The 25,860-nt window shown below is 60.7% G+C and carries 17 protein-coding genes; 3 read left to right on the top strand and 14 right to left on the bottom strand.

Annotated features, from left to right (window positions below; genetic code table 11):
- The first annotated feature begins 70 nt into the window (after positions 1-70).
- Complete coding sequence (locus LCM4576_RS06760) at positions 71-2,140, top strand: 3'-5' exonuclease (protein ID WP_071031203.1); 2,070 nt, start codon at positions 71-73, stop codon at positions 2,138-2,140.
- A gap of 3 nt (positions 2,141-2,143) precedes the next feature.
- Here LCM4576_RS06760 and LCM4576_RS06755 read toward each other — a convergent pair whose 3' ends face one another.
- The 5 genes from LCM4576_RS06755 to LCM4576_RS06735 all read right to left on the bottom strand — a co-directional run bounded on the left by LCM4576_RS06755 (position 2,144) and on the right by LCM4576_RS06735 (position 13,106).
- Positions 2,144-5,122 carry a DEAD/DEAH box helicase gene (locus LCM4576_RS06755; RefSeq protein ID WP_131803228.1) on the bottom strand — a complete coding sequence of 993 codons (2,979 nt, stop codon included), beginning with the start codon at positions 5,120-5,122 and terminating at the stop codon, positions 2,144-2,146.
- Positions 5,119-6,501, bottom strand: a complete 1,383-nt coding sequence (locus LCM4576_RS06750) for an EH signature domain-containing protein (protein ID WP_071031200.1) — start codon at positions 6,499-6,501, stop codon at positions 5,119-5,121. Before LCM4576_RS06750 ends, LCM4576_RS06755 begins: the two co-directional genes overlap by 4 nt.
- A gap of 2 nt (positions 6,502-6,503) precedes the next feature.
- Positions 6,504-7,412, bottom strand: a complete 909-nt coding sequence (locus LCM4576_RS06745) for an OmpA family protein (RefSeq protein ID WP_071031198.1) — start codon at positions 7,410-7,412, stop codon at positions 6,504-6,506.
- Positions 7,409-9,580, bottom strand: a complete 2,172-nt coding sequence (gene zorA / locus LCM4576_RS06740) for an anti-phage ZorAB system protein ZorA (RefSeq protein WP_071031197.1) — start codon at positions 9,578-9,580, stop codon at positions 7,409-7,411. The genes LCM4576_RS06745 and zorA overlap by 4 nt, the downstream gene beginning before the upstream one ends.
- A gap of 133 nt (positions 9,581-9,713) precedes the next feature.
- Complete coding sequence (locus LCM4576_RS06735; protein WP_071031195.1) at positions 9,714-13,106, bottom strand: TM0106 family RecB-like putative nuclease; 3,393 nt, start codon at positions 13,104-13,106, stop codon at positions 9,714-9,716.
- Between the two features lie 235 nt (positions 13,107-13,341).
- On the opposite strand from LCM4576_RS06735, the gene LCM4576_RS36255 reads away from it, so the two are divergent.
- Entirely contained in the window at positions 13,342-13,779 is a 438-nt protein-coding gene (locus tag LCM4576_RS36255) for a hypothetical protein (RefSeq protein WP_042640784.1), read from the top strand.
- A gap of 109 nt (positions 13,780-13,888) precedes the next feature.
- On the opposite strand, the gene LCM4576_RS06730 is transcribed toward LCM4576_RS36255, so the two are convergent.
- The 7 genes from LCM4576_RS06730 to LCM4576_RS06705 form a co-directional block, all read right to left on the bottom strand.
- Positions 13,889-14,833 (bottom strand): DUF3800 domain-containing protein, encoded by a 945-nt coding sequence (locus LCM4576_RS06730; protein WP_131614273.1) that lies wholly within the window; start codon positions 14,831-14,833, stop codon positions 13,889-13,891.
- Positions 14,834-14,922: 89 nt separating this feature from the next.
- Positions 14,923-15,198: a hypothetical protein gene (locus LCM4576_RS37705; protein ID WP_050070778.1), complete on the bottom strand. Its 276-nt coding sequence runs from the start codon at positions 15,196-15,198 to the stop codon at positions 14,923-14,925.
- A 633-nt stretch (positions 15,199-15,831) separates the two neighbouring features.
- The gene (locus LCM4576_RS06720) at positions 15,832-17,799 is read right to left on the bottom strand and encodes an acyltransferase family protein (protein WP_131803227.1); all 1,968 of its coding nucleotides are present in this window, start codon (positions 17,797-17,799) and stop codon (positions 15,832-15,834) included.
- 42 nt (positions 17,800-17,841) lie between these two features.
- The gene (locus tag LCM4576_RS35640) at positions 17,842-17,988 is read right to left on the bottom strand and encodes a hypothetical protein (protein WP_095819451.1); all 147 of its coding nucleotides are present in this window, start codon (positions 17,986-17,988) and stop codon (positions 17,842-17,844) included.
- A 155-nt stretch (positions 17,989-18,143) separates the two neighbouring features.
- A complete protein-coding gene (locus tag LCM4576_RS06715) occupies positions 18,144-18,347 on the bottom strand; it encodes a hypothetical protein (RefSeq protein ID WP_041006572.1) in 204 nt (67 codons plus the stop codon).
- 52 nt (positions 18,348-18,399) lie between these two features.
- The gene (locus tag LCM4576_RS06710; protein WP_042640864.1) at positions 18,400-19,020 is read right to left on the bottom strand and encodes a ribonuclease D; all 621 of its coding nucleotides are present in this window, start codon (positions 19,018-19,020) and stop codon (positions 18,400-18,402) included.
- 147 nt (positions 19,021-19,167) lie between these two features.
- Positions 19,168-20,553, bottom strand: coding sequence for a M20/M25/M40 family metallo-hydrolase (locus LCM4576_RS06705; RefSeq protein ID WP_071031192.1), 1,386 nt, complete (start codon positions 20,551-20,553; stop codon positions 19,168-19,170).
- Between the two features lie 524 nt (positions 20,554-21,077).
- On the opposite strand from LCM4576_RS06705, the gene polA reads away from it, so the two are divergent.
- On the top strand, positions 21,078-24,038 hold the full coding sequence (gene polA / locus LCM4576_RS06700) for a DNA polymerase I (RefSeq protein WP_071031190.1): 2,961 nt from the start codon (positions 21,078-21,080) through the stop codon (positions 24,036-24,038).
- 157 nt (positions 24,039-24,195) lie between these two features.
- Here the strand turns inward: polA and LCM4576_RS06695 are convergent, their stop codons facing one another.
- Together LCM4576_RS06695 and mgrA are read right to left on the bottom strand one after the other, a co-directional pair.
- Positions 24,196-24,600, bottom strand: a complete 405-nt coding sequence (locus LCM4576_RS06695) for a Fur family transcriptional regulator (protein ID WP_041003614.1) — start codon at positions 24,598-24,600, stop codon at positions 24,196-24,198.
- A 142-nt stretch (positions 24,601-24,742) separates the two neighbouring features.
- Complete coding sequence (gene mgrA, locus LCM4576_RS06690) at positions 24,743-25,789, bottom strand: L-glyceraldehyde 3-phosphate reductase (protein ID WP_071031188.1); 1,047 nt, start codon at positions 25,787-25,789, stop codon at positions 24,743-24,745.
- Positions 25,790-25,860: the final 71 nt, after the last annotated feature.

Genomic DNA, 25,860 nt, shown 5'->3' with positions numbered 1-25,860 from the left:
GAAGCCGTTTGACAGCCTCCGGTCTACTCTGYAACCTCGTGACTGATTTTTGGCTAGATAGGAGCCGGATTTGAACAGCATCGCTTCCGCCGCCCTGGATGCTACCCAGCTTGCCTTCGTCAATGCCACCCAGACAGACATAAGGTTGCTCRCACCTGCCGGAAGTGGCAAGACACTTTCCCTCCTCCATCGCTGTGCTGAACTTCACCGTCGCTCGGTCGGAAGCTCGTCCTTCCTCATCGTTTCCTTCACGCGGGCCGCTCGTGACGAGTTGCGGGCCAGGCTTTCAGAGCCGGCGTTCGCGCCCTTCTCGACACGCGCCGATGTTGTGACGCTCAATGGATGGGGACATAGGCGGCTTCGCGCGATGTCGACCCAGCCACGACTCCACGTTGCCGAAATCGAGCGAGCCAATCTTGTAAGGACCGTGYTGGCTCCTGCGTGGTCATCGGTTCCTGAGCTGGACAAGGGTATGAAACACCAGCCCTTCAAGTTGCCGAAGCTGTTGGYGGATCTGCTTGATACTATGAAATCGCTGGCCTTCGACCATGAAGATGGATCGCTCGCAATGGCCGATCAACGATTGGAGTCCTTGGAGGAGCTGGGCCTGCTATCGTTGCTCGAAGATTTCATCGTCAAGTTCGAGGAWCTCGGTGTCGTCGACAACCGCCGGTGGGAGACTTTCCTAGAGATCGCGCTGCCATTCTTCAATGCCGCCTGCGTTCAGCAGTTCGCGACCGGTTCGTTCACCCTTGAAGACCAAAAATACGGTGCTTGGCTCGACCAGCGGCGACAACTGGCTGCCGGAAATCTACCCGCTCCGGGGGCAAGGATCACAGACATCCTCGTCGATGAATTTCAGGATATCAATCCTCTCGACCTGGCACTGATTATGAAGGTTGCCGACCTGAATCAGTCGGCACTCACCATTGTCGGCGACGACGATCAGGCCATCTTCGAGTGGCGTGGCGCGGCGCCCGATTTCATCCTTGAACCGGATCGGCATTTAGGGCGGCCGTTCAAGACCTATATTTTGGAGAAGAATTACCGCAGCCCGCGAAACATCGTGGAGAAATCCGCTCGTCTCATCGCGCACAACAAGCGAAGAGTCGCAAAGAGCATGCATGCCGTTTCAACCGTTGAAGCGCAAACCTTCATGTATTCAGGGCAAACTTTTTTGGATTCCGTCGAAAGCGTGCTCGACGAAATCCGGAGCTTCGTTGGAAAAAAGGCACCTGGAGCGCGGATGGCCCYGCTATCGAGGAAGCGCGCCCAGCTAATTCCCTACCAGATTCTGCTCGCGCGAGAGGACATTCCTTTTTGCGCCGCGGAAGACCTTCATCTTTTCCTATCCGACACCTTTGACCGGCTGCTGGGCGCGYTTCGGACGCGCACCATGGCGGGCCTTGGTATCGCAGTCCCGACGATTGTCGATGACGTCATGGCCCTTTGCAATTCCGTGCAGYGGTATCCGCTGCGCCGGGTTGAAGCAGATGCGATGGCTAGGCATGTGCGCTCGGTGAGACCCAAATCCTACGATGCAGCCATTGCCCAGCTCCAGACTTATTCAGGTCCGATCCGCGGGCAGACCGACGAGGGCGCCACAGCCGCCAACTTCGCAATCCGGCTTCGAAAGCTGCTCCACGCGCCGACTGTAAGAGCGGCTATCGAGGCTCTTCAGACCCTCTACGCAGGATTCAAAAAGGATCATGGACGCGGCTCTGAGGATATCTTCCTGGCCGATCCACCGTTCGCCTATCTGGCGGAATTCTCAGAAACCTACGGGGAGGACTTCCAGAGCTTCGTCGATGATTTGGAGAAGGCGAAGGATACCCTTGTCAAGCTGCCCGGAATGGACTCCGATGATTCAGCAAACGAGGAGTGGAAGAAGCCCATCCACCTGATGACAGCGCTGCGAGCCAAGGGGCGCGAGTTCGATACAGTGGTCATGCTGGATGTTGTCGACGGCATCTGGCCACTTCGGTTTGCTCAAACTGAACGAGCGCTCGAGGGCGAGAGGCGACTGTTTTACGTTGCGATGACCAGGGCGAAGAAGCGCTTGATCCTGACGAGTTCGGGTCGCATTGGCGACAAGCCCACAATTCTGTCGCCTTACCTCGCCGAGGCTGGATTACCCTGACGATCAGACCCTTCCGAGCGTTCTGCCGAAGAGGGCTTCGACATCGCCATCCTCTACAGGTGGGACAAGCATGTCGCGCGAGAGCTGGCGCTTTCGCTCCAACAATGCATCGAGTGTCTGATCGAAAGAGGTCTCGCCAAATTCCGGATGGACTGCGATTGGCACATGGACAGTGACCGGCCTTTGCTGCCCGATGCGATAACAGCGATCGTTGCACTGGTCTTCTACGGCCGGATTCCACCACCGCGACAGATGGATCACGTGGTTTGCGGCAGTGATCGTGAGACCGATGCCGGCAGCCTTGGGCGAGAGCACAAGCAAGTCGAAACGTGAGCTTGAGGACTGAAACCTTTCTACGATCTCAAGCCGCTTTTCTCCCGGAACAGTCCCGTTAATGATCGCCGGCTGGCGTGGCATTTGCAAATGAGTGGCGATCGCAGCTGCGAAAACCTTCTGGACCTCAAGGTCTTCAACAAACACCAGTGCCTTCTCGCCGATTGTGTTTAGGTGCTCCAGAACTTTGACCGCATGGACCATGCGCGCCGATTTTGCGATCCAATCCCGCACCGAGGTCATGTCGAGCGGATCGCAGCCAGAGCTCCCGGTTGGATGCAATGATATGCCCCGGAATGCATGAATCGCCCGCAACATATCGCCCTGGCTTGTGCCGCCGGTTTGTGCCCGAAAGACTGCCGCGGCATAGGCTTCCGCCTGTTCCGGCGGCATTTGCATCTGCCTTTTTGAGACCTCGCGTTTTGGCAAGCCCTCCAGAATTTCCGCCTTCATCCGCCTCAATAGCACGGGCGGGGTCTCTGGCCTCGGAGGCTGATCAAGGCTGGCTTTCAATCGCCGAAGGTCGTCCCCGCCGCCTTTCTCGTAGCTCTGGACGAAGCCCTTAAGATCCCCGAGATAGCCCGGAACCACGCGATCCATGATGCACCATAAGTCGGCAAGACGGTTCTCAATGGGCGTCCCTGTGAGGGCCAGCGCGAATTCGACATTCATAGCCTTCGCGGACTGTGTGTTGATCGAGCCAGGCGACTTGATCTTCTGCGCTTCGTCAAAGACGGCCACACTGAATGGGACGYGCGCAAAGGCCCGATGGTAGTCGGCGAGTGTCTCATAGGTCGTCAGTATCCAGTCGGCCGAGCGCAACCTGGCGACGTCAAGCGCAGTTTCGGCAGTCCAGTGCTCGAGCCTTTCCATCTTGAGGTGACGCAAGGCCGAACCGAATGCATCTATGCGCTCGCCCAACGCTTGCGGCGCCAGATGTCGGTCGGCTTCCTCGACCCAGTTACGCAAAAGCGCCGTCGGTGCCACGATTAGCACCGGCTTCTTTTGCGAGCCTGCATCGATGCCGAGCTTGCTCCGGATTTGTCTGACCCACACCAGGAAGGCTAGAGCCTGAAAGGTCTTTCCCAAACCCATGTCATCGGTGAGTAGCACGCCTGGCCAGCCTGCCTTGTAGCTGCCGACCAGCCAATCAAAGCCGTCCTTTTGATGCGGTTTTGGTCTTGTCGTGACAACCTCTGTTGGAGGAAATTCGTCGCCTGCCACGGTCTGCCTGGCATTGTGGGAGACGGCAAATTCCTTGCCTTCAAAATTTTGTTGAATGATGAGGCGTTCTTGTTCACCCGCGTGCGGGTCCCTTTGAGTTTGTTCTAGCTGATTGCCCTCCTCAACGGCCTGAGTTGGCGCATTTCCCTGACGGTCGAGACCAAGCCGTTCAAAAGCATCCTGGACCTCCGGGACCTTGAATGCCCGATCACCCAATTGGATTTTGCTGTCGCCTTGCTGATCTGCAGCAGCCACTGCGGTCTTGAGACCGTCGAAAATCCGTTGATCCATTTCGACGATCTGGTCGCCGATCCTGACGGGAAAGCGCTCGGGCAACCATTGGCCGGCCTTGTTCTTAAGCCATGGCATGGCAGGCGGCTCCCAGACGCCGAGGCCGAGAATGCGCTCCGAATACTGCCAAGTTTCGACCAGCAGAGTCTGCGCCATCTCACCTGTTTCGTCGCCGAGCGCCCGTGCAATTTCGATCCTGGGATTCTGGAGGAATGAAATACGCTCTTCTCGCGGCGCGGAACGTTTCGTCCGGATGACATCCAAGGCGGATTTGAGCGCCGGATCGACAACAAGGTAGGTGTTTCGATCGAGAACATAGGCATCCCGACTGGTGGATTCGGCAGCAAACAGTTCGCTTGCGAAACGTCTTTGGAGCGGCTCAGGTAACAGAGCGTCAGAGACGAGATCTGGTGCCGCTGGCGCGTRCTCGGTTCCTTCCGGGGCGGGCGCATCATCATTAAGGGTTGCCGATTTCTCTCGACCCATGACAACGGGGAGGAAATCTGGCCCATAGGGGGTCRCGAAGACATCCAGCGCAACCGCCCCTGCTTGATAGATCGTGAGGCTGGTAAGAAAGCGATCTTCGGTACTTACCTCCTGTCCGGTGGTCATCTTCAATGCATTTTGCACCGGCGCCCAAGCAGCGATCCGTATGTCCGAGCCGGAACTCTCGGTTGCGTTGTAGCGATCGATAGCCTCGGTCAGTGCATAGAGAGGCCCTGACAGGCGGCCCTCCAAGGCACCCCACCGGGCCAGTGCTCCGGTTCTTTCAATCCTTATTCTGCGAGTGTCGGCATCATACCAGCTGACGCGAATGCGGGCCCTCGGATCGGTCATGATCCCTTGAAACGCCAACGTCACTGAAAGAGTGCCAAGTGGAGGCAATCTGACAGCCTCCGCCACGGAGGCAGGCAATGCCRCAATCGCAGGGTGCACAACCAATACCTCGGTGGCCGAGATGTCAGCCTCGCCACTATCTGCAAGCGCCAGCAGATAGCGCGCAGCAGCGCCCTCCTTGCCTGTCAGATGCGGCCAAAGCGAGGTCTCGACGACTTGGGTGCCAAGCAATCGTCGCCGCAAAACCTTCAATTGCACGCCGCTGGGAAGAGATACATGCCGAAAGCTCAGGCTCACGGCATGTACTCCTTGGGTGAAAATCGCATACCAGTCATACCCTGGATCTGGCGGGCAGYCAGATGYTGCCAGGCGTTCGRCCCAGTGTGGGGATAGTGTGTAATCTCGAGTATCGGCGGATACCTTGTACCGGTGCGCAAGAATTCGGCGTCGTAGCCATCGTCATAAAGGCGCGGAGCACCCTGACGTTGCGCATCCTGCCAGAACCTGCATTTGCCGTTGAAACTCCACTCCGCACAAACCCCCTCGCCGATACGCAGTAGCAAGACGGCATGTCCGGCCTGCACGGCGCCGGAGGTGAACTGGGCAAAACCGGTGTTCTTGCCGAACCGCCGTCGTGCCTCTCGAGCCCCTTCGCGGTCCATCACGACCCAAGCGGCCGAAATGGCATCGCTGTCGTGCATTGCTTCCCAGAATGTCCGTCGATAGTGCCAATAGTCGTTTGGGTTGACCTCTTCGACAACGTCCAGGAATTGCCGGAGGGCCTGCTCGGTCAGCCAGGAGACCGCGATGTCACGAGATCGCGGCATGYTTGCCCAATTGCCGCTTCGCGTGCGGGGATCACCCACGCCTTCGAGCGAAATCAGCAGGTCAAGTGTCCTGTCGCGAATGGCCTCATCTGGTCTTTGGTTTGCATATGGCAGCAGCAATGCATTGGCGACGAGGTCCTTGTGGCCGGGAAAGTTCAGCCGCTTCGTTTCGCCATTAACTGAAATCAGCTTCACGAAATCGATGYGTTCGAGCGAAGGCAGCCTTTTGTCTTCCGCGACGCGCTCAAGCACTCGCCGGGCGCATGGCTCAACAAAGCCRCCACCGAGTACGAGTTCCATCTGTAGTCCTTGTTCTGCCAGCACGGTGCGAGGCGACTTTCGGTGCGCGAACGCTGCCTCGCCTATCCGCCGCGGCCCGTCGCTGATGTCGAATATCCGGTACTTCTCCTCCAGCGTGTCAAACGGCTTTCCGGCGACGGCGGCAAGGTCGCGCAGCGTGGCGGCCACGGCTGAAAGGCCTGGTMGATCTTCGTGGAAGCTGATCAAATATGAAAGAGCTAGCGCCCTGGAGGCACCCTTGTGCTTCAACCCACGAAGCTGCCCGAGAAAAGGCTCGAGCATCGCCKGGTCCGTCGCGATCGCGAACCGGGTCTGCCAAAGACACCATGCGCCGTCGCGTGYCTGCCTGCCGGTGATGCTATCGCCTTTTGAAAGTGTGAGCRCCAGCTGTTCGGATATCGCGTCATAGTCCTTTGTCCGAGGTGCGTCACCGTCAGCATCGCGCAGCTTGCCCGCCGTGATCTCGATCTGCGCAGGCGCCGACGCACGCGCCGGCACGCCGTGGCGTATGAGCAGTTCTGCGATCGCCTCCTTGAGATGTTTGCTCAATCTTATGGCCTTGCCGTCGGAGCAGTCGAGATGACAGGTGTTCCGGTCGGGCTCAGCTCGCCGACCTTCTTTTCCATCTTGTCCAGAAGATCGAGGACTTCCGTCAACCTTTCGCGTCGATCGGCTTCCRTTACAAAACGCAGATCGATCCTGCGATTGATGCGGAAGCCTTCGCTATCGTCCTGCTCGGTCGCCGGGCGCGTGTACGCATAGCCGGAAACCGACAGTATCTCGCGATGATCGGAATTGCGCAGCTTGCGCAGACCTGGGAAATTGTCGACGATCCTGCGATAGGTGTTGACAGCTCTTTCAGTGGAAAGCTGCCAGTTCCGRCCGTCGTCCCCGGTCCTGTCGGTGTGACCTTCAATAAAGACCGTTTCGACAACGTAGCCGGAGGCGCCTGGGCAGGTCTCGGTGTCCGGGCAGGCGGCATAGTTGGCGAGCACGTCAAGCAGGACCTTTGCCACAGCATCGACATTGCGTTTGGCAGTGTCGTCCAGCGCCGAGCTGTCCGGCGAGAAGCGAATGGCCTCTTCCGTAAGTCGTAGTACTCCGGTCTCACGCTCGATTGTGACTTTGAGGCCCACTTCGTCCAGTTTGCGCTGAATTTTCTCCAGCAGCCTGGCACGCGCCTGGTCAGCTTTGTTCAATTCGGCGATCTCGGCTGCTATCTGGCGGCGCAGTTGAGCTATCTGCTCTGCCAACTCGTTTGCTTTTTGCAATTSCTGCTGCTGCTCCGCTGTCAACTTCACGGTCTCATCGGTCTGCTGTCGAAAATGCAGGGCAAACACCATCAGCATGATGATGAAGATAAACAGGATGCCGACCATCATATCGGTCATCGACACGAAATAGTTCTCGTCCTCCTCGGCGTGAGACACAGCTCGGTGATCGGGCTCGGCGACGATCATTGCTGGGTCCCGCGCGCACCGTTGGAGCTGCTCAAAGCACCACCCACCTTCGCGGCTTCCAGACTATCGGCAATGGACTCCGCGCTGTCGGACATCTGGGTCAGGATGCCCGAAAGCTTGCCGATTGCTTCCGATAGGCCCCTGTCTACGCTCTGCACGTGTGTTTCAAGCCTTTGTTGCTGGTCGCTCGTGGATCTAGACAGCACAGACACGGCTTGGCCGAGCGCCGTGTCGACGTCATCGAATTTGCCTGCAAAATTGTTCCAGAAGTCGCCAGATGACTTGTTGGCCGCCGAGAGATCCGCGGCGAGTCCAGCCATCTCTGATTGCGCCAGTTTGAGCRCATCAAGGGTCGCTGTGACTCCCTCCGTCATCTTCTCCGTGGCCAACGAGAAGCGATCRCCGACGCTGACAAGCGGCGCGGTCGCTGCCTGAACGCTCTGGGCACTCTTTCCGAGCGCTTCTGCGGTCTTTCTGGCTTCGCTTGATGCTCCCTCGAGTGCTGCCTTCTGACCGATCAATGCGCCCTCAATCGCTCGCATGGAAGCGGCAAGCTCATCAAATCGCCTACCTACTGAAGCGACGGCATCTTCGACCGCGCTGCTGATCCGACCCGATATACCCTGAACTGTGGCTTCCAACTCCGACRAAACAGCTTTTTGCATGTCGGTGGATTGCGAAACCGAGACCTCGATCTGCCTTCTGGCCGCGTCTCCGTGTTCTCCCATGGTCCTCTGCATCGTTTGCAGACCATCTCCCAACTCGCCAATCCGCTTGTCGAGCTTGTCCATGACAAGGCCCATGGCCGCCTCGAGCTTGGTGGACGCACCGCTGGCTGCTGTGCCAAGGGCAGTGTCTATTTCAGCGTTGGCTTTCTCCATTGTCTGGCGGAGCAAATCCATGACTGTCGCCAACGCATCGCGGCTTTGGCCCGAGCTCGTCTCGAAGCTTTGGCCCGCGCGCTCCACCATGCGGTTCAGATTGTCTGCCGCATCGGACAGCTTGGTTGCAAACTCGTCGCCGCTGCCGCGTAGCCCACCCTGCATTTCAACGATGGACATCTGGAGCTGCTTCAGGGTTGCTGCGAGCTCGCGAAGTTCCGTCCCAGCTCCGTGCTGCAAGGAGTCGGTGAATTTGTGCAGCATCTGTTGCACGCCGTCCTGGCTGTTGGCWGTCAGGCTGCCAACAGCGTTTCCTATCTGGTYGGTCACCGGAGCCATCGCTTCAACGATCGCGGCATTCAGCCTCGGTGCGAGCTCGGACCCCATGCGACTGAAGAACTCACCTTGAGTGATGTCCTTCAGTTGCACCAACTGATCCTGCAGGGTCCTGTTCATTTCCAACGAGATCGATTGTGGCGCGGTATAGAGCAGGCCACGCTCGAGCGTGGCRTTGAATCGCTCGAATGCACTTTCGACCAAGACAAAATACCAACGAAAAATGACGGACAAGACGATGGAGGCACCCAGTCCCGCGATCGAGGTTGAGAACTTGAAAGTGGCGATCTGCAGAAGCGCGCCCATCTCTTGGRCCATCTTGTCGGCGTCGCCGGCATTTGCGGCCGCCCCGGCCTTGTAAAGAGCGAAGACCAGGCCAATGAACGTCAGAAGCAGCCCAACGCCTACAAAATAGCCGGGCACCGCGTTCATCATCTTGAGGCCGCTCAACCTCTCGCGGGCCAGCGCCAGATTGAAAAAAGTCTGCGGCCGGACAGTGTTGCCAATCGCTCTGTCGCCGTCGGTGTTGAACAGCGTCTCTTCGAATTCGAGCCATGCATGCCCGATCAATGAATTTCGCTCGAGAGTCTGGCGCAGACTCTCGAAGTTTGAGGCGAAGGATTTGCGAATGGCGTCCCGCCCTCGCTCCTTGCCCTTGGCCCGGGTGACCTGACCCGTCGCACGCCACAGCGCGATCTGGACCGGAAAAACGTGGCAAATGTAGAAGGCAGCCGCGAAACCGATTCCGGTGAAGAAGAGACCGCCGGCAAGTCCGTACGCGAATGCCGGTTTGCTAATGGACTCGATGTTCCCGGATGTGGCGCCCAGGATTGTGCCCCACACCAACGGTAGATTGATGAACGGTAACTCTTTTGCCGCCAGGAGAACCGCGGCAGCAGCGATCAGCCAGAATAGTACTGACCGCGTTAGCCAATTGAAGAACACGAACATGAACCCGCCCCTTAGTCGCCCGCCAGAGACTTTTATTGTTTGCAACGCAGGTTGCAAGGCTTCCGCAACATTGCTCCACATCCACAGAGCCGATCGCGGCCTGCTTCGGGGACGAAACAGATAGCTTGTTCGCTCACAAGTCCACGATGGAAGCCATTTCCAGGTACCGGCAGAAAGCGTTAGCCAGCTGCATTTGCCGAGGCGTCCGGCAATCGGGCTCGAAGATGTCGGGAGTTGCGACGATGATGCAAAKACATTTTGCGCGCGATGTCGCTACGTTGAGCCTGTTTGCGCTATAGAGGAATTCCATGCCTCGTGGCGCGTCGGCATAGCTCGAAGTCGTCACCGAATAGATGACGATAGGCGCTTCCTGGCCCTGGAACTTGTCCACCGTCCCGACGCGGGCACCTGGCAACCGGTCCTGGATCTCGAACACCTGGGCGTTGTAGGGAGCGATGATGAGGATGTCTTCCAGCTTGAGCGGAGCTTCCACCCCTTCACGGTTGATCCAGCGTGCGCCCGCGTTCAGGATCTCCTCCRCGACCTTGCCGACCCGGTCCGCTTCTTGCGGGCTTACGCTCTGGTTGCCGGCATGAGGCACGGGGATATAGCGCAGGCCGGCGCCGCCGAGCGGACCGTCCATCAGAATGGACTGGTTCTCCAGACCGGGGCGTGGATGCAGCCTGCCCTCATAAAAGAGTTCAGAGGTATAGGCGCAGATCGAAGGATGCAGGCGCCAGGTCTGATCAAGGAACAGCCCTTCCTCCTCGCCTATCGTCTGTCRCCCGGCCAACAGATGCTCGAGGGCCGAGATGTCGGCGCCTTCTGGATGCGAGCCCTGCATCGGCTGTTCAAGCTGCTGCGGGTCGCCAAGCAGGACTAGACTTGTTGCGGCTGGTGAAATCGCAAGCACGTTAGCGAGCGACATCTGCGCAGCCTCGTCGATGAACAGGACGTCAACTGCGCCCACAGCATCAGGGCGCGACCACATCCAACCGGTCCCGGCGATGACATGGTTGACTTTCCCCGCGGCGCTCAGGACTTCGGCGTTGTCGGTCGAAAATGAAATATGGGCGATATCTTCCGTTTTCTCGGCCACTTTGTGCATGCACCGGAGATCAACTCCCTGCTGCCGCGCCTCCTCGATCGCAGCGTCGAGCAGGTTGCGAATGACCTTGTGGCTGTTGGCGGTGACCCCGACGCGCAGCCCTGCCCGGACAAGCTCGAGGATCATCCGCGCGCCGGTATAGGTCTTGCCGGCGCCGGGCGGCCCCTGGATGGGCAATACACCGTCGAGCACCGTCACCAGTCGGCATGCGGCCGCCGCAATCGTCTCATCCGGCTTTCGCAACGGAGCGCCGCCGACATCGGGCGGCAAGCGTTGCAGAAGATGGCGTGCAGCCTTGAACGGTCCCGGTCCCGCCATACCGTGCTCGGCGACATGCTCACCGATTCTGACCAGCGATTCCGCCAGCACCTTGCTGTCGACATCGCCGTGCTCGAACACCGCATCGGGATGAACGTCGGCGGTATCGCCGCGCTTCTTGATGTCGATCAGCCGGTTCTCGAGATCGACCGCCACGACCTTGCCGAATGTCCCGCCRCCGACGCTGCGCAAATCCTCCCCTCCCCRGAATTCGGCTTCCTGCGCGGGAAACTGATAGCGGTGAACCGGCGCCTTAGCGGTCCCACCGGCGACCTGCCGGAAGCTCAGGCCGGAAATGGCCGCCCGCTCGTCAAACAGCTCTTCGACCGAAAGGCCGGCCAGGCGGAAATACTCCCACCAAGTGGCCTTCTTTTCCCGACGGTGCCAATCGAGAATGTTGGCAAGGAGAGATTGCGCGTGCTCGACCGCCGTTCGCTGAGCCGGATCGACCGGGATGCCGTTCATTAGGCGCGCCACCAGGGCTTCGATCCGGGCCTGCCAGGCCGTGATCTCGGCCGTGGCTTCCTCGGGCACGAGTATTGGGCGCGCAATGATCTCGCCCCCGCCTTCAGCTTCCGCGCGAAGCGCCTCGAGCCAGCCCCGAAGGCTGGCCGTCGAGAGGCAATCGTCCTTGTTGTAGCCGGTCACCGCTTCGCGATCGGCTTGGGTGATGCCGGCCGGATCGCCTAGTTCGAGGCAGGCCTRCACCTTGTTCAGCGCGCGATTTGCATCCTGCAGCGCGACGGCCCGGACAAAGCCGAAAAGGGGCTCCAGCTTCTTGATCGAATAGCTCTCGACGCTCGCCCGCACAGCATGGCGCACCACCCCGTAAAGATCGACCAGGATTTGGCCGCGCAGCAGGCCATCGACCTGTTCCTCGCGGCTGGCATATCGTCCCATAAGCCGCTTGAGAGCACCCGGTTCATAAGGCGCGTAGTGATAGACGTGCAGATTGGGGTGAAGTTTGCGGCGCTCGGTCACGAAGTCGATGAAGCGTTCGAACGCCGCCTTCTCGTCAGCCGGCGTGAAGCACCAGTCGCCGACATAGCTCATCTCGCCCGACGCGGCCTTGAAGGCATAACCAAACAGATACTCCCGTCCGCCTTCGCCAACAAAGGGGTCACCTTCCAGATCGAAGAAGATGTCTCCTTGGTCCGGCTCCGGCAGCCGGCAGAGGCCGAACCCGGATTCTATCGGGAGCCGCTCATGCAACAGGGTCTGGGCCGTGCGGCCCATCACCTGGATTCGGGCCTGCTCTCGGATCCGCACATAGGAGGACGCCGCGCCCCGATCCGGCTTCCACGGCAAAGGCAAGGGGAGCTCGCCGAGCGCAGTCATCGTGGCGATGCCATGGCGCTCGAGTTCGCTTCGCTGGATCGCGCTGATGCCGGCGACGAGCGAGAGGTGATCATCCTCGCGGCGGCGCTTGTCGCAGTCTCCCCGCCAGCGGCAGATATCGCAATATGGCACCGRCTCCGGATAAATATCTTCGTCGGCGCCGACCGCAGCCTGCAGCCGRCCCCTGACATAGCGGAAATAGGCCGCGTAGTCGCTGAGGCGAAAGCGTTCCGGCGCAAAGCCTGTCACTGGCGGCACGACATAGGCGAACTCCGGCGCCCGGCCCTGCGCCCCGGCGAGGAGATCGGAATAAAGGCACAGCTGCAGGACCGTCCCGCCTTTGGTTTCGCGGGCGAGCTTGGTGTCGATCACTTCGTAGGACCAGGCGCCGAGCTTGCTCGGCACTTCGATGCGGCGGAGAATGTCGGCGCGTCCCGCGAAAGGCGCAGCCCGCAGGGCAGCCTGGACAATGACTGGGGCGCCGGCCCGCATGGCGTCCAGCGTGGCCGCTACGGCATTGCCGTCAACCCCTTTTCCGTCGATGACGATCAGCGCGACCCCCGAGGCGCGCAGATGATCGATGAAGCCCGCTTCATGCTGGGCGCCGCGCTGTTGGAGGATTTCCAGAAACGGGTCCCAGACATAAGGCTTCTTGAGGTCGCCGTCCGCGACAAGGCGATCGAGTGCTGTCAGGTGTCCGCAATTCAGATGTCCGACCAGGTCGGAGGCGCTCAGCTGTAATTCCTTGCCGATTTTCTGCATTGGAATGATCCGGGGCAACCCACATTTAGGGAGGCGTATCGATTGGCTTTCACATTTTACTCAAACCCACCAATACAGTCTTCTGTCCTCGACATATCACTATTTCTAACGGACGATCTCAACAATACTCTGACCACCGCGGATAGTGCACGTACACCAAATGCAAGCGTTYGGAAGCTTTTACGGCCTGTAGCAAAAGCACCAACTTAGACGAGGCGCGACCTGGCGGGTYCCCATGAAATTCGGGCATGCCGAGAGTTGCCCCTATCGTCCGCTCCACCCGATACGAACACGAAATCAACATGCTTGTAGCCAAGCGTTCCGGTTCAAGGGCGCGGTCCTGGCTCACCAGCTTGTCCACATAGACGCGGTGCTGCTGATCCTTAGCTACAAGGGGCGACCCGTCTCAAATCGTGCCGCTGCGCCGCGCGCCAAGCCAATTCCGCAAGGCCGAGCTTTATCGCTGATCCTGAAGCACGAAGCAGTACGCAGCACGTCAAATCGCGAAACCGCCACGTGCATCCCGCGGGCGAAGGGGCGGGATGCCGCGCTCATCAAGCCGTTTATGGACAACATCAAGAGGCTAAGGGACGCCGGCGACGGCGTCAGGGGCGCGAAGAAATGGGCAAAAAGGACACAAGCGCAACCAAGCAAGAAATATACCGGGAATTAACTTGACAGCAACAATCCCATGCCTATTTTGCGTCTTGAGGCTGCAAAGCCTTTCAGGCTCACCGTATGGGGGCCGCGAAAAACCGGGGTAACACCCGGTTTTTTCGTATCTAGTCGAAGCAATAATATTTGATGCCCAGCTGGGGCAGATGCTCAGCGTCCAAGGCGAAGTCGGCAAGACGCTTCCTGTCTCGCAGACTTCGATGGATCCAAAATTTCTTATCGTACCCATGCCGAGCCATGGCATAGATGAAACTATCTGCGACTTGAAGCATTGTATGAGACTTTGGCTTGTGCTGAATGCGCCCCAGAGTCTCCGCAAATTCAACTTGCCTTAAGGGCTTGTATTTCTCGCTGTTTTTACCGTCGAAGCCCAAGCCATTTTCCTTCAGATTGTGAAAATAGCCGGTGACAGTCTCGTTAACTGCTGCGTCTTGTTCAAAGACGACATGCAGTTTCCTCCCCTCCAGTCGGGCGATTTTCGCGGCTCGTTCCACCGTTATGTCAAACGCGCTTCGGCATAGAAGCCATTTATCCTTGTGTTTCTCTAGATACCCTCGCGCGACATAGCCGGGTCGGTCTATGACACATCCGATGCCGATTACTGGAGCGCTGCACAGGACATGACGCCAGCCATCCCAGAACGCCTCCCGAGTCGCCTGATCCTTGCGGCCAAGCCATGCAAACCCTTTTGATTCGGACAGCATGTCCGTGATGTGAAGGGGCTGCCGAAGTTTCCACTCGTAGGAGAACTCCGCCACTAGTTTCCTTACGGCATCATTGTCTTCACCTCGCACCAGATATCCGCCGAAGCCAAACCAATCGCGCCCCTCGCGGGATGCATCGGCTTTCTTGTCTGGGTGACGGTTGCCCGATTCATCCATGTACAGAGTATAGGGGCGCGGCATTTCTTGTCTCACAAATGGTGACGCTTCATGACAGTTAGGAAGCGCGTTGCCAATACCCCGCCCAAATACTCGACACAGAATGGTTGAGTGCGCCGCCAAGCGGGGCATAAGCATTGCCGCCATTTGACCGGCGACGGTGATCTTCAAGCCAAGCCGCATGGTTGGCGTACTGGCAGAGGTACTTGTTCGAAACGTGAAGGTGCTGACCGACGGCCAATGYGGCGCAGGCGACTTAACTAGCTCTCGACCATGTTCGTATGCTTGCGGTGGCCGTCGCCGTAGCTGACAGAGTGATTGATTCGGGTCGAAGCGTAATCGGCTTCCAGCGCGAGCTTGGCATCGGCAACCCTGCAAGCGCCGGCGGTTTCTGCGCCTTCGCCTTCGCGGTTGCGGATGAAAGTCGGAGTGCGGCCGGCGCGCTCTCGCAGAGCGACGACGACGCGGCGACGGTCCTTCCGGTCCTGAGGGCGGTTCTCAGGCCGCACAACGCCGCCCAGGTAAGCCGCCAGCAATCTCCACCTCGCCTCCAAGGATTCCGTCCTTGCACCTTTGCTACATAAGGTCGGGCTTCTATGCCGCCAGGCTGTTGCTATGGCTTCGAGAACATCCGGTCGTAAAGGCGGCGCCAGAAGCCCGGCCTAGCCTTGGGCGTTGCAGCCTGAAGCGCCGGCCGTCGAAGCACGCCTGGCCGTTCAATCTCGTTGACGGCGAAGGCCAGTGAGGGAAGGGTGGCGTTAGGACTGTTTGTTGATAGGCTTTGCTGTTAGGGACCGGCTAATCATCAACGCCGACGACTACGGGCACTTACAAACGCAAAAACCGCCCCGGATTAGACCGGGACGGTTATAGATTTATGATGAAATTGGTTGCGGGGACCGGCTTTGAAGCTGCAACCTCGTAGAGTTCAGCACGGCCATTCAATGGCAATGCGAGGGGCTGCACGCCTGCCTTGACCGACTCATAAATGCAAGCGACCGGTAACGGTCTGCAACAAAAACAAGCACTTACCCTTAAAGGCGCGTTAAAGCAGGGTTTATGCAGCCTTTTGAAAACCCTTAGGATTTTCTGAATCCAACGGTCTCGCGGTATCGTTCGGAATAGGTCGACCACCCGCAGGGCACCTATCATTGCGACTGGATGGTCGTTCAAAGTCCCGCTGCCTTGGCCAGGTAGGGCGCCAGCGCCAGCGCGTAGGTTGCCGTGAGGTGATGGTTGTCGCGCAGCACCACGATGTTGCCGACCACCGCCGGGCAACTGTCCTTGCCGCATAGCGCGTCGTTCATGTCGACCACGCTCACCCCCGCCACGGACCGGGCGGCGAGCGCGTAGATGTTTTCCCGTTCGACCTCGCTGCGCGGATTGACGCATTTGCCGGGATCGGTTCTGAGGCAATTGCGTGGATCGAACAGACTGAAAGGTGTGTTGCGGATGGCGACGACACGCGCGCCCTGGTTTGTGATCTCGCTCCAGACGCTGYGCAATCCCTCGATCATCGCGTCCCGCGCGACGCCGGTGTAGTTGCTCTGGCTGGTGATCACGAGATCGGGCTTCAGCTTCGCGATTTCGGYGAGAACCTTCTCCCGCCACAGCGCGCATTGCTCATACGGCTTGCCGTCGTCAAGGATGGTGACCCGGGTTACCGGGCAGGCCGCCTTGGTGAAGGTGACGAGCTTCCATTTTCTGTCTTTGGYGATCTTGTCGACGGCCGGCACCCATTGCGCCGCGTGGGAATCGCCCATCACGACGATGGTCCTTGTTCCCGCCGGATCCCCGAGCTGGCAACCGGTCGCGTCGACACTCTTCTGCTCCCGATGACATTTCATCTTGTAGATGATCGGCACGTCGCTGCCGATCTTGCTCAAAGGGGGCAGCAGCTTGACGCCTTGGGGGACGACAGCGTTCGCCAGCAAGGCCGCAGGTCCCGGATAATTCGGCGTTCCGATCTGGCTGGTGTCGATGGGCTGCCGGTCGACCGCATAGACGAGTCCGCCGGCCATCGCCACGCACACCCCGATCGCCGCCGTGCCGTCGATCAACGGCCGCCATGCCAGCGACGAGCGCGAATGGCGATAGGGCTGCTCGACGAGGCGATAAGAGAGATCGGAAACGGCCAGGGTGGCAATGATCAGCAGAACGCCATCGACCAGGCCGATCGAGCCGCGCTGCGCCGCATAGAAGATGATCAGCGGCCAATGCCATAGATAGATCGAATAGGAGCGATCGCCGGCATAGCGCAGCGCCGCGATATCCAGGCCGCGGAAGCGGCCCATGCGCACGTTGCCGGCCGCAATGACCAGAGCCGCGCCGAACGTCGGCAGCAGCGCCTTGAAGCCTGGAAAATCGGTCGACCGTGAAAACAGCACCGCCGATGCCAGCGCCGCCAGCATGCCGGCGACAGCCATCGCATTCCGCATATGCGCGCCCGGACGGAACCGATCGAGGGTCAGGGCCAGCAATCCACCAAAGGCCAGCTCCCAGACCCGCGTGTGGGTGACGAAATAGGCCCATGCCGGATCGGATCGGGTGAGCACAACGGAAGCCGCGAGCGAGCCCGCCAGGACCACGCCGAGCACGAAGGTGAGCATGTGCACGGGTGAATATCCGCGGCGCCTTGCCCACCACAGCGCCGYGATCATCAGCACCGGCCAGACGATGTAGAACTGCTCCTCGATCGACAGCGACCAGAAATGCTGGACAGGGCTCGGCGCGTCCTCGGCGCCGAGATAATCCACGGCCTGCTCGGCAAGCCGCCAGTTCTGCACGTAGAGCGTGCTTGCGATCACCTGCCTGGCGGTTTCTTCCCACCATGYGTCCGACACGAACAGCAGCGTTCCCGCGAGCGTGACCAGGAGCGCGACGATCGCCGCCRGCAGCAGCCGCCTGACCCGGCGCGTGTAAAAGCCGACCAGCGAGATGCCGTCCTCGCTGAGCGCCATGCGCGTGAGCAGGCCGGTGATGAGGAAGCCGGAGATGACGAAGAAGATGTCGACCCCGACATAGCCGCCGGGAAGCGCTGCCGGCCAGATGTGGAACATCACCACGAAGGCTACGGCAAGCCCGCGCAGTCCCTGTATCTCCGGCCGAAATCCCCCCGGCGCAATGTCGTCTCGCAAAGCCAGTCTATCCCTCACGGCGCCGGCGGCTGGCCGCCGTGATCAATTCTGCTGGATCGAAATGCCCTTGTCGTCGATCTTGAGCTCGACGCCCTTCGGCTTGGTCTGCTCGCGATAGACATAGATGCCGAGCGCGATGATCACTGCGACCAGCGCTCCGATGATGAGATAGAGCGTGTTCTGTCTCATTCGCGTCCCCTCTTTGCGACCAGAACATTTCATCGTTTCACGGTGAAATGCCCTGTCTCTTTGTCTTTGACGCAATTCCGGACGGACAACCGCCCACACTTTCCTGRAATTGCTCTAAGTCTCACGCCTGCTTTGAAATGGCAGGCAGCGGTCGCCTACTGGTCGTCGTCATCGCCCGATGCCGGACGCCAGCTCGTCGGATCGACCTTCTTTTGCGTGTCGCTGTCGGTGTAGACCCACCAGCCGCCGTCGCGATACTGGCCGATGGATTCGTTGACGACGCCGTCACCGTCCTTCCACAGGATGGTGACCTTCGAGCCGTCCTTGGGCGCGCTTTCTATCGGTTTGCGCTCTGCCATCTCACTCCCTCCACAAACCGGCTCCAACGTCCTTTCGACGCGCCGGGTTCCGTCAGCTATGCGCGAAGATGTCTTCCTCCGCCCAGCCCATCAGGTCGAGCTTGGCGCGCGTCGGCAGGAAGCGGAAGCAGGCGTCCGCCTCCTTGGTGCGGTTTTCGCGCGCCAGGCGCGCCGCCAGCACCTCGCGCAGCCGGTGCAGATAGAGCACGTCCGAGGCGGCATAGTCGAGCTGCTCGGGCGAAAGCGTTTCCGCCGCCCAGTCCGAGGATTGCTGCGCCTTGGACAGGCCGATGCCGAGCAATTCGTTGCACAGGTCCTTCAGCCCATGGCGGTCGGTGTAGGTCCGGACGAGCCGCGAGGCGATCTTGGTGCAGAACACCGGCTCCGCCATCACGCCGAAGGCATTGTAGAGCACGGCGATGTCGAAGCGGCCGTAATGGAACAGCTTGGTGATCGCGCGGTTCCTGAGCAGGCTGACGAGGTTCGGCGCCTTCTTCTGGCCAGGCGCGATCTGGATGACATCGGCGCTGCCGTCGCCCGGCGAGATCTGCACCACGCAGAGCCGGTCGCGATGCGGATTCAATCCCAGCGTTTCCGTGTCGATGGCCACCGCCCCGACATTGTAACGGGTGAGGTCCGGCAGATCGTTCTTGTGGAAACGGATATCGGTCATTCTCTTCTCCGGATCGCGGCCGCAATGCCGCGCATCGCTTGGGATGCGCGAGCAGGCGGCGGCGCGTTGCGCTGGTCATCCGTCCTCGCCGCGATCCGGAGAAAAATCAACAGAAAGTTGAATCTCGCGTCTTGCGCGATTTTCGCCTCAGCGGGTCAGCGCATCGAGGATTCGCGCCCAGGACCGCTGCCCCTTGTGGAAGGAGGTCAGCTCGTATTTTTCGTTCGGCGAATGGATGCGGTCGTCGTCGAGGCCGAAACCGACCAGCAGCGATTCCATGCCGAGATAGGTCTGGAAATCACCGACCACGGGAATCGAGCCGCCGCTGCCGATGGTCAGCGCCTGCTTTTCCCATTCGTCGGACAGCGCGTCCTTGGCCTTGGCCAGGAAAGGCGAGTCGTAGGAAAGCTGGATCGCCGGCGAGCCGCCATGCGGGTGGAATTCCACCGAGCAGTCGCCGGGGATGCGCTCGCGCACGAAAGCCTGGAAGGCAGCGCGGATCTTCTTCGGGTCCTGCTTGTGGACGAGCCGGAACGACACTTTCGCCGAGGCTTCCGCCGCGATCACCGTCTTGAAGCCTTTGCCGGTGTAGCCGCCGATGATGCCATTGAATTCCGCCGTCGGCCTCGCCCAGGTCATTTCAAGCACCGAGCGCCCCTTTTCGCCGGCGGGAATGGAGAGGCCGACCGGCCCGAGGAAGGTCTCGGCCGTCTCGCCGAGCCCTTCCCAGGATTTCAGCACTTGGCTAGGCGTCTCCTCGACGCCGTCATAGAAGCCCGGAATGGTGACGCGGCCATTCTCGTCATGCACGTCGGCGAGGATCTTGGCCAGGATGCGGATCGGATTGGCTGCCGGGCCGCCATAGAGGCCCGAATGCAGATCGCGGCTGGCGGCCTTGACGGTGACCTCCTCGCCGACCATGCCGCGCAGCGACACGCAGATCGACGGCGTCTCGCGATTCCACATGCTGGTGTCGCAGACCAGCGCGAAATCCGCCTTCAGCTCGGCGGCGTTGGCTTCTAGGAACGGCTTCAGCGACGGCGAGCCGGATTCCTCCTCGCCCTCGAACAGGATGGTGACGCGGCAGGGCAGATTGCCATGCACCTGCTTCCAGGCACGGCACGCCTCGACGAAGGTCATCAGCTGCCCCTTGTCGTCGGCGGAGCCGCGCCCGGTGATCACCTTGCGTMCAGGCTCGATCTCCTTGATCGAGGGCGCGAACGGATCGGTTTCCCACAATTCGATCGGATCGACCGGCTGCACGTCGTAATGGCCGTAGAACAAAACATGCGGTGCGCCTGCCGGCCCCTCGTGATGTGCCACCACCATCGGATGTCCGGGCGTGTCGCGCACGCTCGCGTCGAAGCCAATCAGCTTGAGCTCGGCGACCAGCCATTCGGCACCCTTGCGGCAGTCGGCGGCGAAGGYCGGGTCGGTGGAGATCGACTTGATGCCGAGCAGGCCGAACAGCCGCTCCAGGCTCTGGTCGAGATTCTGGTCGAGGCGTTCGAGGACGGGGGAGATTCTGGACATGCTTTTTGCCTTTCGATTTTGGGCAGACCCTAAAGGGCCGAGCCGAAAACGAAAAGCCGCGATCGTTAGACCAAGATGCAATCGTTGCGAGGATAAAAGAAGACCGCCGTGGTGGAGGGGGAACCACGGCGGTCTCTACTCGAAACGTTGCGGCAGCCCGGAGAGGGGGGATAGGCTGCCGCAGTTTGCCCGGGATAGGCGGGGGACGGGCCTTACTCCGGACTTCGGCGAAAAATGCCGATGACGTGTATTTGGGTTTGTGAACGTGGCGATTCAAGGGCACGAAAATTACACTTTTGTAACATGCCCGTGAGCGGCGAATTTTCCGTGCATGTCGCCCAAAAGTGTGCGGCGGTTTTGGGAAAACGACATGCACCAACAAAAAGACCCAAAGCGCGTCGCCTGAATCGGTTTCAGCGCGACGCGCTTTGCCGGACAGGAACTGTCAGGGGTGTTGCCCGAACCGGTGGGTTCCACCRCCTTTGGCATGGACCGCGAAGCCCGGCCGCGCTATCCCTGCCGGCATGAAAAAAGGCGATCACCTCTTTCTCGTCGACGGCTCCGGCTACATTTTCCGCGCCTATCACGCGCTGCCGCCGCTCAATCGCAAATCCGACGGCTTGCCGACCAGCGCCGTGCTCGGCTTCTGCAACATGGTGTGGAAGCTGATGCAGGACGCCCGCAACACCAGCGTGGGCATTGCGCCGACGCATTTCGCCGTCATCTTCGACTATTCCTCCAAAACCTTCCGCAGCGATCTCTACCCCGAATACAAGGCGAACCGGTCGGCCCCGCCGCAAGACCTGATCCCGCAATTTGGCCTGATCCRCCAGGCGACCGTGGCCTTCAACCTGCCCTGTATCGAGATGGAGGGTTTCGAGGCCGACGACATCATCGCTACCTATTGCCGGCTGGCCTGCGACGTCGGCGCCGACACCACCATCGTCTCCTCCGACAAGGACCTGATGCAGCTCGTCGGCCCGACGGTCCGTATGTACGATCCCATGAAGGATCGCCGGATCAGCGTCCCCGAAGTGATCGAGAAATGGGGCGTGCCGCCGGAAAAGATGATCGACCTGCAGGCTCTGACCGGCGACTCGATCGACAACGTGCCGGGCGTGCCGGGCATCGGACCGAAAACCGCGGCGCAATTGCTCGAACAGTTCGGCGACCTTGACGGGCTGCTCGCGCGCGCTTCCGAGATCAAGCAGGAGAAACGCCGCGAGACCATCATCGCCAATGCCGACAAGGCGCGCATTTCGCGCGAATTGGTAACGCTGAAGAACGACGTGCCGCTGAAGGAAGGACTGGACGACCTGGTCCTGCATGCGCCGGATGGCCCGAAGCTGATCGGCTTCCTGAAGACGATGGAGTTCACCACGCTGACCCGACGCGTCGCCGAAGCGACCGGAACGGATATTGGCGACGTCCAGGCCTCCGCCGTTACCATCGAGCGCGCCGATACCGCGCATGGCCCCGATGTCGGCGCCGGCGCACCGCCAAGACAGCCGGCGCCTCAATCAAACGACGCCGCAAAGCCGGCTCAAGCGGTCAGGGGAGAGGACGTGCCGCCGCAAGGCGACACCCCATCGCTCCTCTCGGCGCTGCGGCTGGAACAGGCTTCGGCACGCAAGATCGACCCTTCGGCCTATGCGCCCATCCGCGATGCGGCGGCGCTCAAGGCCTGGGTAGCCGAGGCCCGCGACGCCGGCATCCTCGCTTTCGACGCCGAGACCACGTCTTCCGACCCGATGCAGGCCGATCTCATCGGCCTGTCCATGGCGATCGCGCCGGGCCGCGCCGTCTACCTGCCGCTCGCCCACAGAAACGGCAACGGCGACTTGCTTGGCGGCGGCCTGCTGGAGAACCAGATCCCGGTCCGCGAGGCGCTGGCGCTGCTCAAGCCCCTGCTCGAGGACCGGTCGGTCCTCAAGATCGTGCAGGACATGAAATACGACATCGTCGTGATGAGCCGGCACGGCATCGAGGTCGCCCCGTTCGACGACACGATGCTGATCTCCTACGTGCTCGACGCCGGCACGTCCGGCGGTCACGACCTCGCTTCACTGTCGGAGAAATGGCTGGGCCACGCGCCGGCGACGAAAAAGGAGCTTGCCGGCTCGGGCAAGAACGCCATCGRCTTCGACCAGGTCGATGTCGAGCGTGCGACCGCCTATGCCGGCGAGCAGGCCGACCTGGCGCTGCGGCTTTGGCAGGTGCTCAAGCCGAGGCTGCCGGCCAAGGGCCTCGTTTCCGTCTACGAGCGGCTCGAGCGGCCGCTGGTGCCGGTGCTGGCCCGGATGGAACAGCGGGGCATCTCCGTCGACCGCCAGATCCTGTCGAGGCTGTCGGGCGAGCTGGCGCAAGGTGCCGCCCGCGTCGAGGAAGAGATCTACGGGATCGTCGGCGAGCGCATCAACATCGGCTCGCCGAAGCAGCTCGGCGACATATTGTTCGGCAAGATGGGCTTGCCGGGCGGCTCCAAGACCAAGACCGGCCAGTGGTCGACCTCGGCGCAGCTGCTTGAGGATCTTGCCGCCGAAGGCCACGAGCTGCCGCGCAAGATCGTCGACTGGCGCCAGCTCACCAAGCTGAAATCGACCTATACCGATGCGCTGCCTGGTTTCATCAACCCCGGCACCAACCGCGTCCACACCTCCTACGCGCTGGCCGCGACGACGACCGGGCGGCTATCGTCGTCCGATCCCAATCTGCAGAACATCCCGGTGCGCACGGCCGAAGGCCGCAAGATCAGGACCGCATTCATCGCGGAGAAGGGCCWCAAGCTGGTCTCGGCCGACTACAGCCAGATCGAATTGCGCGTGCTTGCCCATGTCGCCGAAATCCCGCAGCTCAAGCAGGCTTTCGCCGACGGCGCCGACATCCACRCCATCACCGCGTCGGAGATGTTCAACGTRCCGGTCGAGGGCATGCCCTCGGAAGTGCGCCGGCGCGCCAAGGCGATCAATTTCGGCATCATCTACKGCATCTCGGCCTTCGGTCTCGCCAACCAGCTGTCGATCCCGCGCGACGAAGCGAGCGCCTATATCAAGCGCTATTTCGAACGCTTCCCAGGCATCCGCGACTATATCGAGGAAACCAAGGCCTATGCGCGGGAGAACGGCTTCGTCGAGACCATCTTCGGCCGCCGCATCCATTATCCGGAGATAAGGTCGTCCAACCCGTCGGTCCGCGCCTTCAATGAGCGCGCCTCGATCAACGCCAGACTCCAGGGCACAGCGGCCGACATCATCCGCCGCGCCATGGTGCATATGGAGGAGGCTCTGGAGAAGGCGAAGCTGTCGGCCCGCATGCTGTTGCAGGTGCATGACGAGCTGATCTTCGAGACGGTGGAAGCGGAGGTCGAAGCGACGATACCCGTGGTGCGCAAGGTGATGGAGAACGCGCCGATGCCGGCGGTCTCGATGTCGGTGCCGCTGCATGTCGACGCCCGGRCCGCGGACAACTGGGACGAGGCGCATTGACTCGCACCGCGCCCGTAAGTGCGTCGAGATTCAGGTCAGGCCGAGTCGAAAATGGTGGATTCCGAGAACCGGAGCGGAGCGTACTTAAAGTACGTGAGCACCGGAAGCGCAGGAAGCCGCCATTTTGCAGGCCGGCCTCACCTGAATATCGGCGCACTTACGCCGCTTCCGCCCTGCACTTCGCGCACACCCCCCGAAACTCGATCACCGCCTTCTTGGCCGCGAATCCCGTCGAACGCACCCATTCGTCCAGTCGGTGGTCGACGTCGTGGTCGGACATCTCGGTCACCTGGCCGCAATTGTCGCAGATGGCGAAGGCGGTCATCGAATGGCTGTGGTCGTGCGGCTCGGCGCAGGCGACGAAGGAGTTGAGGCTTTCCAGCCGATGCACGAAGCCGGATTTCACCAGCGTGTCGAGTGCGCGATAGACCTGCAGCGGCGCGCGGAAACCGCGCTCGCGCAACTGGTCGAGCAGCGTATAGGCGCTGAGCGGCCCGCTGGACGCCTCGAGCTTCTCGAGCACGCAGAGCTGGTTCTTGGTCAGCGCATCTCTTGCTGTCATTGTGTTCGCCCAATCGGCGCCCGCATCAAATCCCGATGCGAACGACTTCAATTCCCCTGAGATAGCGACGAACGATCGATTTTGCCACTGTTTCCGCAGCTTGGCCCTTCCGGCACGGGTCGGGCGAAGATGGTTCGCCAGCCTACTTGCGCGGCGGCCCCTTGCGTTCGGCCGATGCCGCCCACAGGTTGATGTCGGACTCGCGCGCATAGGTGTCGATCTCGGCGAGCTCGGCATCGGAGAACTCGAGCGCCTTGAGCGCGCCGACGCAATCCTCGACCTGCTCCGGCCGGCTGGCGCCGATCAGCGCCGTCGTCACCCTGCCCTTGCGCAGCACCCAGGCCAGCGCCATCTGCGCCAGCGTCTGGCCGCGGCGGGCGGCAATGGCGTTGAGCGCCTTGATGTTGGCGATCGACTTGTCGTTGATGAAGGCCGGTCGCAAAGACTTGCCCTGGCTGGCGCGGCTGCCCTCGGGAATGCCGCCGAGATATTTGTCGGTCAGCATGCCTTGCGCCAGGGGCGAGAACACGATCGAGCCGATGCCGAGCCCCTCCAGCGTGTCGAGCAGCCCATCCTCCTCCACCCAGCGGTTGAGCATCGAATAGCTCGGCTGGTGGATCAGGCAGGGCGTGCCGAGCTGCCGCAAAATGTCGGCCGCTTCGCGCGAGCGCTGCGAATTGTAGGACGAGATGCCGGCATAGAGCGCCTTGCCCGAGCGCACCGCATGGTCCAGCGCGCCCATGGTCTCTTCCAGCGGCGTCTCCGGATCGAAGCGGTGCGAATAGAAGATATCGACATAGTCGAGCCCCATTCGCTTGAGGCTCTGGTYGAGGCTCGCCAGCACATATTTGCGGYTGCCCCATTCGCCGTAGGGGCCGGCCCACATCTCGTAGCCGGCCTTGGTCGAGATGATCAGCTCGTCGCGGTAAGGGGCGAAATCGGTGCGCAGGATCTCGCCGAACGCGGTTTCCGCCGAACCGGGCGGCGGGCCGTAATTGTTGGCGAGGWCGAAATGCGTGATCCCGAGGTCGAATGCCTTGCGCACGAGCGCCTGCTTGGTCTTGTGCGGCGTGTCGTTGCCGAAATTGTGCCACAGCCCGAGCGAGATCGCCGGCAGCTTCAGACCGGACCGCCCGCAGCGGTTATAGACCATTGCCTCGTAGCGGTTCTCGGCGGCGACATAGGGCATGGGGGAATCCTCGGGATACAAGCGGCGCAGAGATCGCCACCGGATAAATTGAATCGATGCTTGTCCCTAAT

The organism is Mesorhizobium sp. LCM 4576 (assembly GCF_001854815.1).
GTDB lineage: Bacteria > Pseudomonadota > Alphaproteobacteria > Rhizobiales > Rhizobiaceae > Mesorhizobium > Mesorhizobium plurifarium.
This window is presented reverse-complemented; position numbering and strand designations above follow the sequence as displayed.